At 39.9% G+C, this 17,719-nt stretch carries 16 protein-coding genes and 1 tRNA gene; 8 read left to right on the forward strand and 9 right to left on the reverse strand.

Translation table 11 applies throughout. The annotated features are described in order from the left end of the window. The first annotated feature begins 2 nt into the window (after nt 1-2). The 6 genes from ACYVD4_RS17305 to ACYVD4_RS17330 all read left to right on the forward strand — a co-directional run bounded on the left by ACYVD4_RS17305 (nt 3) and on the right by ACYVD4_RS17330 (nt 7,259). Nucleotides 3-1,532, forward strand: coding sequence for a SusD/RagB family nutrient-binding outer membrane lipoprotein (locus ACYVD4_RS17305; RefSeq protein WP_460947931.1), 1,530 nt, complete (start codon nt 3-5; stop codon nt 1,530-1,532). Nucleotides 1,533-1,561: 29 nt separating this feature from the next. Then, nucleotides 1,562-2,335 carry an HpcH/HpaI aldolase family protein gene (locus ACYVD4_RS17310; protein ID WP_460947933.1) on the forward strand — a complete coding sequence of 258 codons (774 nt, stop codon included), beginning with the start codon at nt 1,562-1,564 and terminating at the stop codon, nt 2,333-2,335. Between the two features lie 60 nt (nt 2,336-2,395). Continuing rightward, entirely contained in the window at nt 2,396-3,823 is a 1,428-nt protein-coding gene (locus ACYVD4_RS17315; RefSeq protein WP_460947935.1) for a GntP family permease, read from the forward strand. 34 nt (nt 3,824-3,857) lie between these two features. Beyond that, complete coding sequence (locus tag ACYVD4_RS17320; RefSeq protein ID WP_460947937.1) at nt 3,858-4,712, forward strand: 2-hydroxy-3-oxopropionate reductase; 855 nt, start codon at nt 3,858-3,860, stop codon at nt 4,710-4,712. A 41-nt stretch (nt 4,713-4,753) separates the two neighbouring features. Next, on the forward strand, nt 4,754-5,869 hold the full coding sequence (locus tag ACYVD4_RS17325; RefSeq protein ID WP_460947939.1) for a mannonate dehydratase: 1,116 nt from the start codon (nt 4,754-4,756) through the stop codon (nt 5,867-5,869). A 97-nt stretch (nt 5,870-5,966) separates the two neighbouring features. Further along, nucleotides 5,967-7,259 carry an enolase C-terminal domain-like protein gene (locus ACYVD4_RS17330; RefSeq protein ID WP_460947941.1) on the forward strand — a complete coding sequence of 431 codons (1,293 nt, stop codon included), beginning with the start codon at nt 5,967-5,969 and terminating at the stop codon, nt 7,257-7,259. A 102-nt stretch (nt 7,260-7,361) separates the two neighbouring features. On the opposite strand, the gene yiaA is transcribed toward ACYVD4_RS17330, so the two are convergent. After that, nucleotides 7,362-7,751, reverse strand: a complete 390-nt coding sequence (yiaA, locus tag ACYVD4_RS17335) for an inner membrane protein YiaA (protein ID WP_460947943.1) — start codon at nt 7,749-7,751, stop codon at nt 7,362-7,364. A 279-nt stretch (nt 7,752-8,030) separates the two neighbouring features. On the opposite strand from yiaA, the gene ACYVD4_RS17340 reads away from it, so the two are divergent. Beyond that, nucleotides 8,031-8,104, forward strand: a tRNA-Arg gene (locus tag ACYVD4_RS17340). 385 nt (nt 8,105-8,489) lie between these two features. Then, nucleotides 8,490-9,593, forward strand: coding sequence for an 8-oxoguanine DNA glycosylase OGG fold protein (locus tag ACYVD4_RS17345; RefSeq protein WP_460947945.1), 1,104 nt, complete (start codon nt 8,490-8,492; stop codon nt 9,591-9,593). Nucleotides 9,594-9,899: 306 nt separating this feature from the next. On the opposite strand, the gene ACYVD4_RS17350 is transcribed toward ACYVD4_RS17345, so the two are convergent. From ACYVD4_RS17350 to ACYVD4_RS17385, 8 genes are all read right to left on the reverse strand, one after another. Further along, nucleotides 9,900-10,400 carry a hypothetical protein gene (locus ACYVD4_RS17350; protein WP_460947948.1) on the reverse strand — a complete coding sequence of 167 codons (501 nt, stop codon included), beginning with the start codon at nt 10,398-10,400 and terminating at the stop codon, nt 9,900-9,902. Then, the gene (locus ACYVD4_RS17355; RefSeq protein ID WP_460947950.1) at nt 10,387-10,728 is read right to left on the reverse strand and encodes a hypothetical protein; all 342 of its coding nucleotides are present in this window, start codon (nt 10,726-10,728) and stop codon (nt 10,387-10,389) included. Before ACYVD4_RS17355 ends, ACYVD4_RS17350 begins: the two co-directional genes overlap by 14 nt. Continuing rightward, nucleotides 10,718-10,978 (reverse strand): hypothetical protein, encoded by a 261-nt coding sequence (locus tag ACYVD4_RS17360; protein ID WP_460947952.1) that lies wholly within the window; start codon nt 10,976-10,978, stop codon nt 10,718-10,720. Before ACYVD4_RS17360 ends, ACYVD4_RS17355 begins: the two co-directional genes overlap by 11 nt. A gap of 2 nt (nt 10,979-10,980) precedes the next feature. Then, complete coding sequence (locus ACYVD4_RS17365) at nt 10,981-11,265, reverse strand: hypothetical protein (RefSeq protein WP_460947954.1); 285 nt, start codon at nt 11,263-11,265, stop codon at nt 10,981-10,983. Nucleotides 11,266-12,209: 944 nt separating this feature from the next. After that, complete coding sequence (locus ACYVD4_RS17370; RefSeq protein WP_460947956.1) at nt 12,210-12,380, reverse strand: hypothetical protein; 171 nt, start codon at nt 12,378-12,380, stop codon at nt 12,210-12,212. Between the two features lie 116 nt (nt 12,381-12,496). Beyond that, nucleotides 12,497-13,864 (reverse strand): hypothetical protein, encoded by a 1,368-nt coding sequence (locus ACYVD4_RS17375; RefSeq protein ID WP_460947958.1) that lies wholly within the window; start codon nt 13,862-13,864, stop codon nt 12,497-12,499. 2 nt (nt 13,865-13,866) lie between these two features. Next, nucleotides 13,867-15,075, reverse strand: coding sequence for a 3'-5' exonuclease (locus ACYVD4_RS17380; protein WP_460947960.1), 1,209 nt, complete (start codon nt 15,073-15,075; stop codon nt 13,867-13,869). A 33-nt stretch (nt 15,076-15,108) separates the two neighbouring features. Next, entirely contained in the window at nt 15,109-17,517 is a 2,409-nt protein-coding gene (locus ACYVD4_RS17385) for an Hsp70 family protein (protein ID WP_460947962.1), read from the reverse strand. Between the last annotated feature and the right edge of the window lie 202 nt (nt 17,518-17,719).

A 17,719-nucleotide genomic window follows, 5' to 3' on the forward strand; every position in this document is an offset into this window, starting at 1 on the left:
TCATGAAAACTTTCCATAAATCTCTTTCGGTTAGCGTTCTAAGTGTTCTGCTACTGGCTTCCTGCGATAAAGGATTCGACCAGATGAACGTCAATCCGATTGCCCTAACAGCAGTAAATCCCGGTTTTCAATTAAATACGGCCATCGTTAACAGTGCGCCCGCTTATGGCAATTTGAGCTATGAGACAACTATTGTAAAACAGATGATTACGCCCTTCAGCGGACAGGGATCGGCGGCTAATTTCAATCAGGATAATCGGAACGTAGCGGCTGGTAACTGGAATTCGTATTACCAGACCAACGTAAAGGAACTGACCGACGTACTAGCACAGACAAAATCGGACCCGGCCCGCACGAACCTGTATAATATGGCCCGCATCTGGCGTGCCTACACATTCATGCTTCTGACCGATACGTATGGCGATGTGCCTTATACGCAGGCCGGAAAAAGCTATCTGGAAGACGTTGTTACGCCCATTTACGATACGCAGGAGTCGATTTATACCGATATTTTAAACGAACTGGATGCGGCTTCGGCGGCTCTTGATGCGTCGAAAACCAAAGTTGCCAGCGATATTATGTACGATGGCGACGTGCCGAAATGGAAACGACTGGGTTATTCATTGTTGCTACGTGCCGCCATGCGTCTGTCGAAAGTAAATCCAACCAAAGCGGCCGAATACGTAGCAAAAGCGGTAGCGGGTGGCCTGATGCAATCGAACGACGATAACGCCATTGTCCGGCATACGGCCAGCTTTACCAACCCGATTGGTTCGCAACTCAATGGCGGTCAGTCGGCTTTCTTTTATCTGGCCGACGATTTTGTGTCGTACCTGAGCAAAAATAACGACCCTCGGCTGGCATCCATCGCCGTTCGCTACGTCGGTGCAACGAGTGGTGCGCAACAGGTCGAGTCGAGAGCGAACCGCACCCCCGCTGTTCAGATTGGCGCTCCGCTTGGTTATGACAACACAACTATCAGCACTGCTGTAACAGCCAGTAAATTAGCCAGTTTGTGGGATTACAGCCAGCTCGACCGGACCCGAATGGCCAGTTTATTGGCTCCTAGTTTCCTCGTTACGTATGCACAAACACAGTTGCTACTGGCCGAAGCCGCTTTTCGGAAATGGACAACGGGCGATGCTGCTGCACTTTATGCCAACGGTATCCGGTCGCACATGCGCCAGTTTGCCAGCTACGGAGCCAGTACGGCCATTGCCGATGCCGCCATCAATACCTACGTAACGGCCAACCCGCTGACAGCCGGAAAAGAACTGGAGCAAATCAACACGCAGTATTGGGTCGCTTCGTTCCTGATTGGCCCCGAAACGTGGGCGAATTTCCGACGTAGTGGTTTCCCGGTGATGACGCCCAACCCCTACCCCGGCAGTGATCTGAAAACGGAGCCGTTTATTCGTCGCTTAACCTATACCGATGCTGAACTGAACGTGAATAAAACTAACGTTCAGCAGGCCATCACTCGGCAGGGACCAAATTTATTAGACACCCGCATTTGGTGGGATAAGAAGTAAAGCCTTCATTTCCTCGCCTTTACGTGTACATGAAAAATCTAAAAAAACGACTCCAGCAGGGAGAAACCTTAAACGGTTGCTGGTTGAATCTGGGAAGTTCGCTCACGGCCGAAATCGTTGGGCAGGCTGGTTTCGACTGGGTATTGATCGACCTCGAACACGGTGCCGGTTCTGAAAAAGACGCACTTTATCAGCTACAGGCGCTCGAACACACGGGCGTTGGTGCCATCGTTCGGGTCGAAAGTGCCGAAAGTCAGCGTATTCACCGGGTGCTGGATATGGGTGCCGAAGGAATTATGTGCCCTAAAATCAGGAATCAGGACGATGCGCAGAAAGTAGTAAACGGCCTGCATTACCCACCCCACGGAAGCCGGGGTGTAGCAAAGATGGTACGTGCCACCAACTTTGCCCAGAATTTCAATGAGTACTACGAACAATCCCGCGAGACGATTCTGGGTGTAGTGCAGATTGAAACCGTAGAAGTGCTGAATCATCTCGATGCCGTAGCTAGAATGGATGGTGTCGACGTACTGTTTATCGGCCCCGCTGATTTGTCGATGGAGTTAGGCATTTTCGGCCAGTTCGATCACCCCCGGTTCAAAGAAGCCTTACAGGAAACCGTAAATGCCGCCAAGAGAGCGGGCAAAGCAACGGGTATCCTGTTCTTCAACCCCGACGATTATCAGCGGTATTACGATCTAGGTATTCAATTGATTGCCTGCGGAGCGGACGGTACGTTCGTAGCCGAAGGCGCCCGAAACATGGCTAAAAAACTGAACGGCTTCCGCGCGGCTTATAAATAGCCAACACTACGGTTTATAAAATACCATCAGCTTACCTGCTTCCTAAACCTTAAATTCTTAATGACTGACCCACTTTTTATTTTAGCCATAGGTGTAATTATCGTAGTAGGTGGCATCATCGGGTTGAAACTACATCCATTTCTGGCCCTTTTGCTGGGTGCATTTGTGGTTGCCCTGATGACGCCAGCCGCTGCCATCGAAGCGTTTGCGATTGCCAAAGGAACCGCTCCGGCCGCAGCCGCAGCACTGGCGAAGAAAAGCGTTGGCGAACGTATCGCTACCGAATTTGGCAGTACGTGTGGCAAAATCGGTATCCTGATTGCTATGGCTGCTATCATCGGTAAATGTATGCTCGAGAGCGGGGCTGCCGAACGTATCATTCGATCAATGCTACGTCTGACCGGCATTGAAAAAGCGCCAATTGCCTTCCTGATCAGCAGTTTCTTTATCGGGATTCCCGTTTTTTTCGATACGGTTATTTTTCTGATGATGCCCCTAGCGAAAGCTATGACACTACGTATCGGCAAAAATTATCTGCTACTGGTACTCTGCATCATGGCCGGAGCCGCTATGGCAAATTCATTAGTTCCGCCCGCGCCGGGACCGTTGTTCCTTATTGGCGAAATGAAAATCCCCATCGGTATGATGATGATTGCCGGAACTATTGTGGGACTATTTACCATTACGTCGGGGTATTTTTTCGCACTCTGGGCGAATAAGAAATGGCCAATTCCGCTACGGGATTCGCTCGATGCCAGGCTGGAAGACATCAAAGCCATTGCCGCGAAAGAAGATTCTAGTCTGCCGTCATTGGGCGTATCGCTTCTGCCGATTCTGATTCCGTTGGTGTTTATCTGTGTCGATACCGCTTTCGGTGCAATGGATTCGGTCTCTGCTTCGATGAAACCGATAGCCAGTGTGTTCCATTTTCTGGGCGAAAAAAATCTCGCAGTCGTTACGGGGGGCGTAGCGGCTATGCTGATTATGATTAACCAGAAAAAAGGGGGTAAAGAAGGCTTAACGCCCTTCGTTCAGGCAGCGCTGATGAGTGGCGGGGGTATTATTCTGATCACGGCTGCCGGTGGCGCTTTTGGCGGAATGTTACAGCAATCGGGTATCAGCGGACGTATCGCCGAACTGACCAAAGGGTATCAGATGGCGTTGATTCCGATGGCGTTCTTTATCGCGGCAGTTGTCCGTACAGCGCAGGGTTCGGCAACGGTGGCGTTGATTACCGCTTCGGGAATTTTATCGGGCATGGCCACGAACGCAAATCTGGCGTTTCACCCGGTTTATCTTGGGTTAGCCATCGGTTGCGGCTCCAAACTGATTCCGTGGATGAACGATGCCGGGTTCTGGATTGTCTGCAAACTCAGCAACCTGACTGAGAAAGAAGCCCTGAAAACCATCTCTCCATTACTCGTTGTGATGGGCATTACAGGACTGATTATCATCATGATTGGCGCACAATTATTCCCACTGGTTTAAACCAGATATACGTCATTAAAATAGATTGCAACGAATGGAAAAAGTAGGATTTATTGGATTAGGAATCATGGGAAAACCCATGGCCTTAAATTTACACAAGGCAGGTTACGACGTAGCGATTTTAAGCCAGAGCAAGGCGGCTGATACGTTGGTCGAAGCTGGCGCACAGGCTTATTCAAGCAGTAAAGAACTGGTGCAAAACTGTGATATACTCATCACGATGCTTCCCGATTCGCCTGATGTAGAACAGGTTGTAAACGGTGCCGATGGCGTGCTGGAAGGCATTCAGCCGGGAACTTTATTCATCGATATGTCGACCATCGCACCAGCTACGGCACGTAGCATTTACACCAATATGCAGAAAAAAGGCGTGGAAGCGTTGGATGCGCCGGTATCGGGCGGACAGGTTGGAGCAGAATCCGCTTCGTTGTCGATTATGGTTGGCGGTAGTGAAAGCGCTTTTCAGCGAGCGTTGCCGTTGTTTCAGGTAATGGGTAAAAACATTGTTCACATCGGCGAACCGGGGGCGGGCCAAACAACCAAAGCCTGTAATCAGATGATTGTCGGCATTACGATTCAGGCCGTTGCCGAAGCATTTGCACTAGCCGACAAAGCGGGCGTGAATCTGGAAAAAATGCGCGACGTATTGCTTGGCGGATTTGCGCAGAGCCGCATTCTCGACCTACACGGCAAACGCATGATCGACCGAAATTTTGCGCCGGGTTTCAAAATCAAACTGCACAAAAAAGACATGGGCATTGCCCTGAAAACAGGTGACGAATTTTCGGTACCCTTACAGGCAACAGCATTAATAGCGAAGCAAATGGAAAACGCAGTGGCTGCCGGAAATGGTGAGTTAGACCACAGCTCGCTCCTGTTGTTGCTATAGAAATAAACGATGTTGTCAAATTCCTAAACAAACCTTACACCATGAAACGGAAGAATTTCCTTCGAACAATTGCGGCTGGCTCAGTGGGTGCCACTATCTGGAAACCAGAATCGGCCAGCGCTGCGAACGTAGTGAAACCCAAGAAAGTCTTGATGAAAGTCGGCTGTCAGTCGGGGGGCACATCCATTGAAAATCTGGAATTTAAAGCCCGGCATGGTGTCTATAATCTGGATGGCGGAGCACCCAAAACCATAGCGGGTAAAGGCTGGGATCTGGAGGATTCACTACGTAAGAAAGAAGCCTGCGAAAAATACGGGATCGCGCTGGATGCGTATCATTTTCCGCTGGCATCGTCGGGTATCGACAGAGCTGAATATCCAAACATCATGCTTGGCAAAAGCCCGGAGCGCGACCGCGAAATCGAGATTCTCCAGCAGATGATTCAGGTGGCCGGCAAAACGGGAATTAAGGTTTTGAATTATAATACCACCATTTTGCCCGTGCTTCGTACCGGACGTACTACCGACCCAAAACGAGGGAACACTACGTATAGCACCTGGAATTACGAAGAAGCCCTGAAGCAAAACCACCCCAAAACAGTAGCGGGCGACGTAAACATCGAGCAAATGTTCGAACGTATTACGTATCTCCTCGACCGGATTCTACCCGTAGCGAAAGAGTATAAAGTGAAGCTGGCCAATCACATTGCCGATCCGCCAACGCCAGTAGGTTATCGGGGCATCACCCGCTGGAACAGCCCTGACGTATTCAAAGGAATTCAGCGATTTGCTAAACTTTACGACAGCGAATACCACGGCTTCAACCTTTGCATCGGTTCAATTGCCGAAGGGCTGAAAGACCCAAAAACGGAAATTATGCCGATCATCAAATGGGTAGGCGAACGGAATCAGATTTTCAACGTACACCTACGTAACATAAAAGGCGGCTGGAACAACTTTCAGGAAGTTTATCCCGATAATGGCGATATGAATTTCCTGCACGTAGTGCGTGCCCTGCGCGATGTGGGGTATTCAGGTATGGTGATGCCCGATCACGTACCACACCATCCGGCCGCTGGCAGCGATTTACAGGCTTTTTCGTTCTGCTACGGTTACATTAAAGGGCTCATTCAAACCATAACCGACGAAGCGGCTTAGTTTTAATCAATGGATAATGTAAAATGAATAATGGTTAGTTGCTAATAAACCGACCATTGTTCATTTTGCATTATCCATTTTACATTATTCATTAATTATGGGTCCAAAGATTAAAGAAATTCATATCACGCCCATTGCCATTGTTGACCCGCCCTTGCTCAATGCGGCAGGTTTACATGCGCCCTACGCGTTACGTACCATTCTGGAGATCGTTACAGACGATGGCATTTCGGGCATCAGCGAGATTCCGGGCAACAAGGATATTGATCTGGCACTGAACGAATCGATCCGATTATTAATTGGCAAAGACGTATTTCAGCTCAACGAAATCCAGCGGATTCTTAGCAATCATTTCGGAACCGAAACGGCGGCTGAGCGGGGCGAAACGCCTTGGGATCAACGGAAGCTGGTACATATTTTTAGTTCTATTGAGGTAGCCTGTCTCGATATTATCGGGAAAGTCACAGGTCGGCCTGTTGTCGATTTATTAGGCGGAAAAATGCGCGACCGCGTACCTTTTTCGGCTTACCTTTTCTACAAATACGAAGGAGCCGGTGGCGAATTAGGTTTCGGTACCGATCCAAATGCAACAGGTTGGGCAGCAGCTCGACAGGCCAGCGGATTGACACCAGCCGAGATTGTTGCGCAGGCGAAAGCGATGTGTGCCGAGTTTGGCTTTCAGTCGATTAAACTAAAAGGTGGCGTATTTGAGCCACAGCAGGAAGTCGATGCTATGTTTGCCTTACACGAAGCATTCGGCCCCGACATACCGTTACGTGTGGACCCGAACGCCATCTGGAAGATTGAAACAGCTTTACATTACGGAAAGCTTATGGAGCCAATTCTGGAGTATCTGGAAGATCCGGTTCGCGGGCAGGAAAACATGGCGAAGGTACGTAGCGTTCTGAAAACTCCGTTGGCAACCAACATGTGTACTACGTCGTTTGGCGATATTCCCAAAAGTATTGCCATTGGTGCAGAAGATATTATTCTGAGCGATCACCATTTTTGGGGTGGTTTACGTGCATCAATGACCTTGTCGGGTATTTGTGGTACGTTCGGACGAGGATTGTCGATGCACTCCAATAGTCATTTAGGTATCTCGTTGGCCGCTATGGTTCATCTGGGCGCAGCTTTACCGCAAGTTCCTTATGCGCTCGATACACACTATCCCTGGCAGTCGGACGAAGTAATTACGGCCGGGCGTTTCAAATTTGAAGAAGGTGCCGTTCTGGTTCCACAAGAGCCTGGGCTTGGTGTAGAACTAGATCGTGAAGCACTGGCCAGACTGCACCAGAATTACCTGAAATGCGGATTGACCAAACGTGATGATGAAACGGAAATGCAAAAAAAACAGCCCGGCTGGAAATTTCAATCGGTACGTTGGTAAAAGCTTAGTTTAGCAAAGTGAAATACAGCGTGTGAACGCTACGTTCCAACATTCTTTTTCTAAGGCATGGGAACGTAGCGTTTTGTTTATGCAATGATCATACTACGTCGCCGAACTACTATCACGCGTATTTTTCTGAACGGCAATGGCAGCAAATAACGCCAGTAGAAAAGCAAACGCGTAAAATCCTTTCTCACTCGGAAGCAACGTAGCATTCCAGAGCCCCACAGAAAGTAAGACAATCGACAGGATCGTTGAAAACCAGCATATTCCGTAGTATATATCAGTAACAGGAATACCATCTAAGCGATCGCGAACGCTTTTTTGCACAGAGACTACTGAAAAAAGACCATACATCAATACGGTAAAGTAAAATCCTTTTTCGTTAAGCTCCATATCTGAACGCCATAGTCCAATTAGAAAGCCAAACATGCCCGCACCAAGTGCTACCCATGATGCACCAATAAAAGCTGCTGAAGGTTTTTGATTCATTGTATAATGATGATGGTGGTAAAGTAGTTAGGCTATAATCTTATTAGTAAAATACGTGTTATCGATACGTCAAAGTTGATAGGAAAATTAAGTGCAAACTAGCTAAAATCAATACGTAGCAGTTTTGAATAAATAATTAACACTCTGGGCCATGTAAATCCCATAAGTCTATTATTGTAATAAACTCGAATTAAACGTACTTTTGCGCCACTAAAGGGTTTGATCGTATATGTACAAAACGGTTTTATACATCTAGTCTTTCAACAACCTTTATAATTTGGTCCTGTAGCTCAGTTGGATAGAGCATCTGCCTTCTAAGCAGACGGTCAAGCGTTCGAGTCGCTTCGGGATCACCCTAGAAATCAGCCAGTTAGCCTTGTGTCTAGCTGGCTGATTTGCATTTAGGTACAACACTAGGTACAACAACATCTTCTAAAGTCCACTATGGTGTTGGGATTTAAACAAATCACCTCCGTTTACTAATACCTTTTTGCGTATTTCATAAAACGCCGTGTATAAGTTATATGAAATACTCTGTCATATGTAAAATAGAACTTGGGATCAACATCGGGATAACTATAAGTAGACTTTCAGAGATATGCTTACAATGCTGCAAAGCCTTCTTGTTAGACAACTCCATTTCATCTATAACGATAAAATATTTAGATATACCTTAAGTGATTTTTATAAAAATTGCTTTATTTGTTATAAAAAATACACTTGTATATAAAAACGGCAATGATACTCCCTAATTATTTAATTCAGAATTCTGATAGAATTAAATCTCTACCCGAACAAAATATTGCCTTGTGGAATAAAAACTACGATTATTTTCTTGATGACTACTCTATTGTTCAAGACATTTATAAATTATTCCCAGATCGAGACCCACAAAGAAAAGATGTTACACGACTTTTTGAGAAGGATTATTTTATAGGTTTTATAGCGGCTATGATGTGGGGAGGCATCAAACCTATACATTTTAATTTGTTGCTAAAATACACTGTCAATAACTTAAAGAAACTTGATCAAAGTATCCAATATGCAGAAAAGCAAATAAAGAAGAGTAATTTTAAGGAGCTATTTATGGCTTTCGATTCAGGGGCAAATAAAATACCTGGGATCGGCCCATCTTATTTCACAAAATTGTTTTTCTATTTAGGCGAAATAAATGATATAAAAATTAAACCATTGATTTTTGACAAGTGGACTTCTAATGCTCATTGTGCGCTTTCAATCCAACAACTTTCAAGTTATCCAGAGCGCATTTTTTATTATACTGGTATAAATACTAATGAAAAGCATATGTTAAACTATCGAAATAGAGAAGATCTTTACGTGCAATATGTTAATGATTTAAATAACTGGGCTAATGAATTAGATGTGCCTGCTTCTAAATTAGAGCAATTCTTGTTTGGGATATCTTTAAAAACTAACAAAGACAAAACGAACCCCAGACTAGAGTTATGGAGTATAAATAAAAATCATTTTCCTCACTTTCTTATTAAAAAATCAAATAATATATCATTAGAAAAACCCAAATTAGTGAACAGCGGAATTTCTGAGCTTTCTCCTGATAATACGTACTTTCCATTACAATTAGTGCTGAAAAAATCGGCTATAAACAAAGTTGATAAAGTAAGATTAACTATTAACGAGATTGAGAAAATTATAATGCGGCCTTTACCCCCTTGGGCTTTTTCCCATATTAAAATTTTCTGGGGAAATAGCGGCTCACAATACCATGTTCAAAAAAGTGCATGGTTATCACAAGGTTATAAAGTTGACTTATCAAGTATTACTCAAGAAAGAAGTAAAATAATTACTTTCATTAAAGATTGAATGAAGTAAACTAACGATCATGAGATTTTTAATCTTTTCGGTTGTTTGGTAAGATAAAGAGCGTTCCAACGTTAAATTTTCTGGCGTAGTGCTTGGCTTCTCCTAATGTCATTCGATGCTCTTTCCCTTTTTGTAAAAGTGTACGGGATCATCATCACTCATTGTTTGACCGCTTTCAAAGTCTAAATAATCAATGAACGGGAACTCCTCTCCATAACCTGCTGCAATCGTAGGCGGTTGGCTTGGCTTTTACTACCTTGTAAAATCTTTGTAAGCAGCCCTACCTTTTCGGCTCGTTTCATCCTGTTATTTCTTAAAGTGCCAATCGAACTTAGGAGGATCTGAGTCTAGGGAAAGCAGTAGAAAGGGGTATTTTTCAAAAGCTGACGCCGATTGCTTAAAATAATTACGGAGATCGGCAATTGTACCGCCTTGCAAATAAGTGTTGGAATAGTTGGAGTGTCGTATCTGTATATAATCTAAGGCTACAGCATCGTACTGGCTACTGTCAGGGTCTAGTGAACCGATTGCGCTGTATGAATAATATTGTTTAAGGGTAACCTCATCAAATCGGCGTAAGCAGTCTTTCAGGGTTATATAATCGTTTCTATTACCGTCTATGATGCTTTCAGTAGGCAAAACCAGTAAGTCCAACAGCAGCGGGGAACATTGGCGAATATGAACGAATCCATAAACCTCCAGAAAGGGCATTTCTTTTTTACGCTTTTGAAGATGCAGTTCCTGTAATGTCCTGTTATTACCCTGCAAGACCTCCGACAAAACCTTCAACTTGTCAAGCCGCTTCATCGGGTAAAACGGTTTGGTGAATTGTGCAAAACAGATGGTATTGCTTGCCTAATTCAGCCTTGAGTGTGTTGAACTCATTACGGCTCATGGCAGGATGGTGAACTACATGAAGAGGATGATAAAGCTGAGGATACGAAACTGTAATGTCTGTAATTAAGTCTCCGTGATGCTGTTCCGAGGTTCCTAACCTCGACAAGGGTAAGCATATTGTCGCATCAATCAAGATAAACGTTTTATGCCGCTCTTTATAACGCCGTAATAGTTTGTCATTACCTTGCAGAGCGGCTTGCAAGGCTCCCAGCCTTCCCTTTCTCTCACTAGCTTTCACGCCCACCCTGTTTAATAATTGCTTCTAATTCCTCATCCGTCATTGCTTCAAAATTGGAGCAGGATTTACCTGGCCTCAGTCGAATAAGGGCTTCTAGTTGCTCATCACTCATAGCCTCGATTTCCTCTTGGGTAAATATTGACTTTCTAGGAGGAAAGCCTTTTAACTGACGTAATAAGGCTGATTCACCCGTCAAGACTTGATGCAAAATCTTTAGCTTTCGGGTTCGATTAATAGCATTCAAACGCATGGTTAATCCAGTTTAGTCATTGCCTTATCCAGCAACTCGTCTATCTGCTCATCAGTCAGCGTTGACAGATCTATCTTCTGTTCACGTTGTTTAGGCACTACGTATTCCAGTAACTTCAGGTAGGCCGAAACGCGGTCTTTGGGCTCCAGTAACGACACATCCGTAGCGATGCTATCAAACTGCTCGCCAATCAAATTGACGATTCTGGTTTTTATATCAGCAGTGGCTTTGTTTAGACTACCTGGCTTACGCCCTCCCGTTTTTTCACGGCCTTTTTCGAATTTCATGGTCAACAGTTAATTGGTGGTAGATAGATTCTTTTCGCTTTGCGTCAAAACCATACCTAGCCATTCTGGTTTTCCTCGTTGAGGTTGGTCTTGCTTTTATTCGGCTTTAAGTTCAACGCTGGTTAGTTTCGGCATTACATAGTATAGTAAGGCCGTAAGCAATCTGGCTCGCTCGACGGGCTCTAATTGATTAAGTAATTCGGCAATTCGTTCAGGGTAGAACGAACAATACTTTGGAGTTGTTGGCGTAGCTCTGAGGTGGATTTATTGGTAGTACCAACTTGCCTTCCTCCTGTTTTTTTACGCCTTTTTTTGAACTGCATAACGTCCTCTATTTTCTCTCTAATTTAGAGGAAATATTGCGAAAATGAAAAAGACAGAAAATAATTGACAGTCTCAATTAATCATTGGTGAAAGCTTCTTAAATTCTGATTCGAATATTTGTATGTATCAATACAGAAATAAAATACTTTTATTAAAAATAAATAAACTATTGGAGACAAGTGAATAATACAAAAGATATTAGCCGAATGCACATTTATTTATTATTTTAGTGTTTGCCTATTGTACTCACTTATTAGGCTGATAGTCCGTAAAAGTATATCATCATAATTAGAGGTTCCTATACTGTTTATAACTGATGGAAGAACTGTATCTCTAAAAAGTAATATCTCAAAATTGTCTGGCTTTAGATTATATTCCTCTGCTATTTCATTTTTCCAAGCTTCAATAGTTGAGCTTTTATCACTTAAGCACCAAGTACACCAAACTCGAATTACCTCGTCGTATTCAAGACCCAGATTTTTGTATGTTGCTTTTATAGAGTTGAGATATGACTTGCCTTTCATGAAATCAGTCTTTGGATTGTTTGGGCGAGAATTTCGTACCACACCAAAAAATTTATACCCCATACTTTTTTTTATATCATTAAATGATAAACTCCATTATTCACCATGTGCAACACTTACTTCTATGTGGTAATATTTCTTTGTTTTAATATTGATGGCAAGTAAATCAAGTTGTCTATTGTTGCCACTAATAACTTTTATGTCTGACATAGTAAAACAACCTGCTTGACGATAATATATTTCAACTAAGTGTTCAGCGGTGTTCATGTAAATCAATTAAATAATTTCCAGGGCTTTACTATGTTAATCGAATTCTTTTTATAACTTAAGTTTAATAAGGAATTTGAATTTATGTTTAGAATACAAATTCAAATGTACGTTTTCTAGTTAAACAAATTAGTGCTTTTTGCTTTTCGTCTAACTAGTTTTGAATTTCTTTTTGAAATGATTTCTAACTCAGGGATTTTATTAATTATCTCTACAACCATATTTGATTTTAGTTTGTGACCTGTTATAGTATTAATCATCGAGGTTAATTCTGTCAATTTAATTTCTAGTTTTGTAGAAAATGTTTTATTGATAATGTCAAAGTATTGATTTAAGGAAATAGATTGACTAAACTCTCCCAAAGTGTTAATATTGAAGGATTCATTTAAGACACTATCTTTTGCGTTGCCTTCAAGTATAATATCAGAAGTATCAACTAGTTTTAATTTATTAATATTCGATTTTTGATCTATTACTAACGCATCACGTTTTTTGAAAAAGCGCAAATTCAATGCATCATAATAGGAATCATAAAACTTTCGAAATCCAAAAAAAGCACCTAATAAAATAACTGTACAGTAAAAATTGTCACCAAACGTCTTTAAATAATCTAAGTTTTTAAATAATCTTGTTTGTGTAAGCTCATCAGATTTGCGGATTTCATTTCGAAGCATTAAATAAAGTGGTGCTATAATATAAAGCTTTAGATTTGCTAAAGTAGTTTGAGAAATATATTTTTTAGATCTTTCGTCGGTTTCTAATTGTCTAATAATCTCAGGAAATTTAATTGTTGAATTTTCTACATTGAGATGTTCTAATAACTTATAAAGATCACTACCTTCAAAAGTTGTAAGACCTTTGCTAAATGCAAATACTTGTCCTGCGTCATAAAAATACCCAAGTGTAGAATTTGGGAAATAGTCAAATCGGTCGTAAGCTAACAGGCATTCCCAGTAGTTTTTGCCTATAATTTTATCGGCTTTAGCACCTACTCTTCTAAGCTCTATTCCTTTAAATATATTCTCAGTACCTATCGTAGATACAAAATTTTCTCTATTAACATCAATTTTACAAATAATCCATAGTGCAGAAATTGCATTCTCAATTTCCTTTTTCTCAATTTCAAATTCAATCCTAGGTAATTCAATCTCAAAAATAGGGTTTTCAAGCTTGATCCTTTGGTCAATTTTTAATTCAATTGAGGATTTTGATCTTTCAGAAAGTGGATATATTGTAACGATATCTTGTATTTCAAAAAAAATAAATTCTTCATAACTTAAAGATTTTTGAAAGTGAATTATTAAATATTCTTCTTCGTATTCGAAGGGAGCCGCCCTTGCAAATTGTTTTACAATAGCATCTTTAACGTCATGGGTAATATGGCCTTCAAATTCAATAAGACTTGATTTCGGTAAAAAAGTGTAACCGAATCTGTAAAATAGCCGAAATTGATCTCTTAATAATATATTAAGGAAATGTTTCATCACTAAAAGTCAAAATTGTCAGTTGAATGATTCGACGCCCTTTGGTTCAGTATATCTGATACCGAAATATTAGTACAATCACCTTTAAATTTATCGACAAGATCATGTGTATAACCGAAATAAGTTAGATACAAATTTTTTCTACTCCTTGTCATCGCTACCATAAAAAGTGTTTCTCTATTATAAGGGCTTATAAATAAACTATTATTCAGGAATGGTAAGAAAACATTGTCAAAATCCAAACCCTTTGAGCTATGATATGTCATAACAATAATATTCTTATTGTTTTCAGCATTTTTGAAAGAGCCTTGATTATTTCCGATATACTGTATTTTTAAACCGTACTTTCTTAAATGATTATTCAAGTTCTCATAATCAGGTCTTTGTTTCTCTTTTGGTTTATTTATATCAAACCCGATTGGCTTAAATACCCATTGTGGGCAATTATTAATTTCCAATAAAATTTGAAAAAAAGAGATAATTGATGTATGGGTTGGCAATAGAACAACTGATTTTTCATTAATATTTGCTCCTTTTTGTGATTCTAAATATATATAATTAACCTCATCTTTTATATTATCTGCTTCGCAAAGTCTTACAAAAACATCTTCCTTCGTTAAGTCTCTTTTGGAACTCCAAATATTCATATTTGGAATTAATTTTTGAACTACTTCAATTATACTTTTTGTTAACCTATGAATAAAATTTAATGTATATGGCCTAGCATTAATTATGTCACCTATGACTTCTGAATCGACTACATTCTCAAACCATTTCGGATCACTTTGATATATAGATTGATTAGAATCCCCAGCAACGATGATTTTTTTACTTCGATTTTTCATTTCATATAATACTTTAGCTGGCAAATCCTGTACTTCATCGCAAAATATATAGTCATAGTTTAAATTATCCTTATCAACAAAATCATAATAAGTTTTAACAGGGATATTTCTTGTTATTTTATAATATGTTTTAAGTTCTTCAATCCCATTCTCAAACATATCTTTTAAGGAATGAGTAAATACAAGTACAATAACACTAGATTCTGGTTGCTTTTGTAAAGTATCCATTAGCGAATGAACTAGCAACACAGATTTACCGCTACCTGCGTACCCTTTTACCCAGATGTTTCCTGTTTTCTTTGACTCAATATTAATAAAGTCCTTTTGATCTGGATCTAGTTGATCTTCTCGTATCATCCAAGCCATAGTTGATTATGATTAAGTGCTGATTGGTTTTTTTTATTCTTTTGAAGTAACTGTTAAATTTTCAGAATTATATAATTTGTCGCTTTTAAATTGAGGTTTAGATTCTCTTACTTTCTGCGCAAAATCCCTCAAGCCCAATTCGTCTGCCGCTGTTGATAGCCAACTATAATCACTTTCACTCATTTGGTTTGTTTCGAATTTTATTTTCCATATTCTAAATGCTTCTTCAATCATTTTTTTTCCTTCCATATAGTTTTCTTTTATCATTAATCTTCCCAATTCAAACAAACTATGTGGCATTTCAGGATCAAGCCTTAAAGCTTCTTCTAAAATTTCTTTGAATTTTGCTTTATCCTTATATTTATGTGAGTGTGCGTAATTAAATGCTGCAGTTGCGTTTTTATTTTGATTATATCCATTTTTATAGTGCTCTAAAGCTTTATCATAATAGCCAGCATTAGAATATAAAACCCCAATTTCATTATAATTGAATTTATTTGGATATATTTCGTTCAACAGTTCTAATGTCTCAGCCGCCTTAAAATCATTACCTATTTGTTTATAGGCTTTATATAATACTTCTAAACCTTCCTTTGTCGGCGTTCCACCATTTTGTTCGGCTTCAATATAAGCTTGTCGTTCAGCTTTCAACACAATTCTCTGCTCAGTAGTTAATTCTTTGTTAGCAAACGGATTTATAGGATCTATAAATATGGATTGCCCAACTGCTGAAGCTTTCGCAAGTAATAGTTTATCAGTTGTTATTTCTAATTCTAGTTTTACTCTTGTATTAAGTTTAAAACCATGTGGACTATCACTTACTATCTTAATATTGTATAATATTTTGTTTATATTGCCTAAGCAAATTGGTAACTCTATTGCCTGTTGCCCTTCTTGATTGGTTACTAAATCGTCAATTACAATTAAATCACAAGGTATTTGTGTCCCTGCTCTTAATATTACTTTAGGTATTTCATCCTTTGTTATTATTAATAAAGGTTCACTTGTTATTGGTTGGATTATATTTTTGTTGAACCCATTATACATGAGCGAATGTATTGCGGCACCAGCCGATACATGAGTTTGTAAATCTTTAGGAATTAATAAATATGAATCATTAAAATAAATTTTTAAAACCGCTTGTACATAAGGATTTTTAGAACTCCCACCAATTAATAATACATTGTCAATTTCATTCTTTGATAATGAAGCCTTTTTTAGCGCTGTTTGAATTGAACTAAATATTGTTACAAACTCACCCTCAGCGTACTTTGATTTGTAAGTAGTTAAATTTGTAGATTTTAGAAATACTTTCATTACTTCGTTAAATTCTTCATATGAAAGTTTTGGTTCTGTTAAAGTCAATATCCCTTTTCTTGAATCTATTTCGATACGATATCCTACTGAAACATAATCTTTGCTCACAGCTGCTATTGGCAGTATAAAGTCACTCATTTGTAAAGATATGTTCTCACAAATCAATATCTTTAATTGTTCTGATGCTTTAAGTAATTGACTTATAATTCTATTTTTTTCAGGCGTCCTGAAATCTTCTATTTTTTTATTACTTTCTTTAAGCAATTGAGGAAATAAGTACTCAGTTGCAATAAGGAGGTCTATATCGTCGCCTCCGATTTTTTCAAATTTTGAAATCGAAATATTTTTAGAATATATGCCCTTTAAATCTTTTCCTAGCTCAAGTATAGAAATGTCACAAGTTCCTGCGCCAAAATCAAAAATTAATATTTTCGGATTATCCCCTTCTGAAATAGTTAGTGAATTACTCTCTTTTGCCGAAACTTGAATATAGCTAAGGAAGGCCGCATTAGGTTCATCAATTAGTGATTGTTTATTTATGGATATCCCGGTTTGCTCTAGGGCATAAATTAGTTCCTTTCGTTGATTTGCTTCAAAAGACGCTGGAATACTTACAGCATATTGAATGTTAGAAGGTAAATTATTTGTTCTAACGTATCTGTCAATTTGAGCTTTCAAATATTGAAAGAAAATTTTTGCGGCATCTTTCGGATTTAGGATAGGAAACTTGCTGTTACGGTTGAGTTCACTGTTATAGTATTTTGAGCCAAGATCTTCGCCCAGTTCCATCTTAAAAGAGTACCAAACATTGACTCCTTTCTTAAGCTGATATTTTAAATTAGCTGCCCCTTTTCCTATTAGAAGCTGTTGATTGTACCATGCTATAACTGTAGGAATTTTTTCTGAAGCCATTATTGCACCATCATAAAGTTTTTGATTTAGCCAAATAGGGTTTGTAGCTATTTCTCTAGTTAATTTATTAATTGTTGCAACCGATACAACGGTGGTGGATGTGCCGAAATCAATTCCAATAAAAGTTGTATTGAAAACATCAAATGTTGGTCTGTCAATAAATGTTTCTCCTAATGCGGGAAATAAACTTTGAATATTAATATCTGTCGCCATTATTCTATTTTGAAATGATGTTGTTACGGAGTTGAAGTTTAATTAAATTAGAGAAGGTAAAATTTAGCTTCCGCTGATGTTGAGATTTTATTGAAATTCATTAATTCTTTGACTTATTGTATTTTCTTGATTTTCTACTGTCAAGTACTTGCATTTTGATAAATGACTTCTAGTTAAACGGAATTGATAATGATCTAGCTTC

The organism is Spirosoma daeguense, from assembly GCF_054776875.1.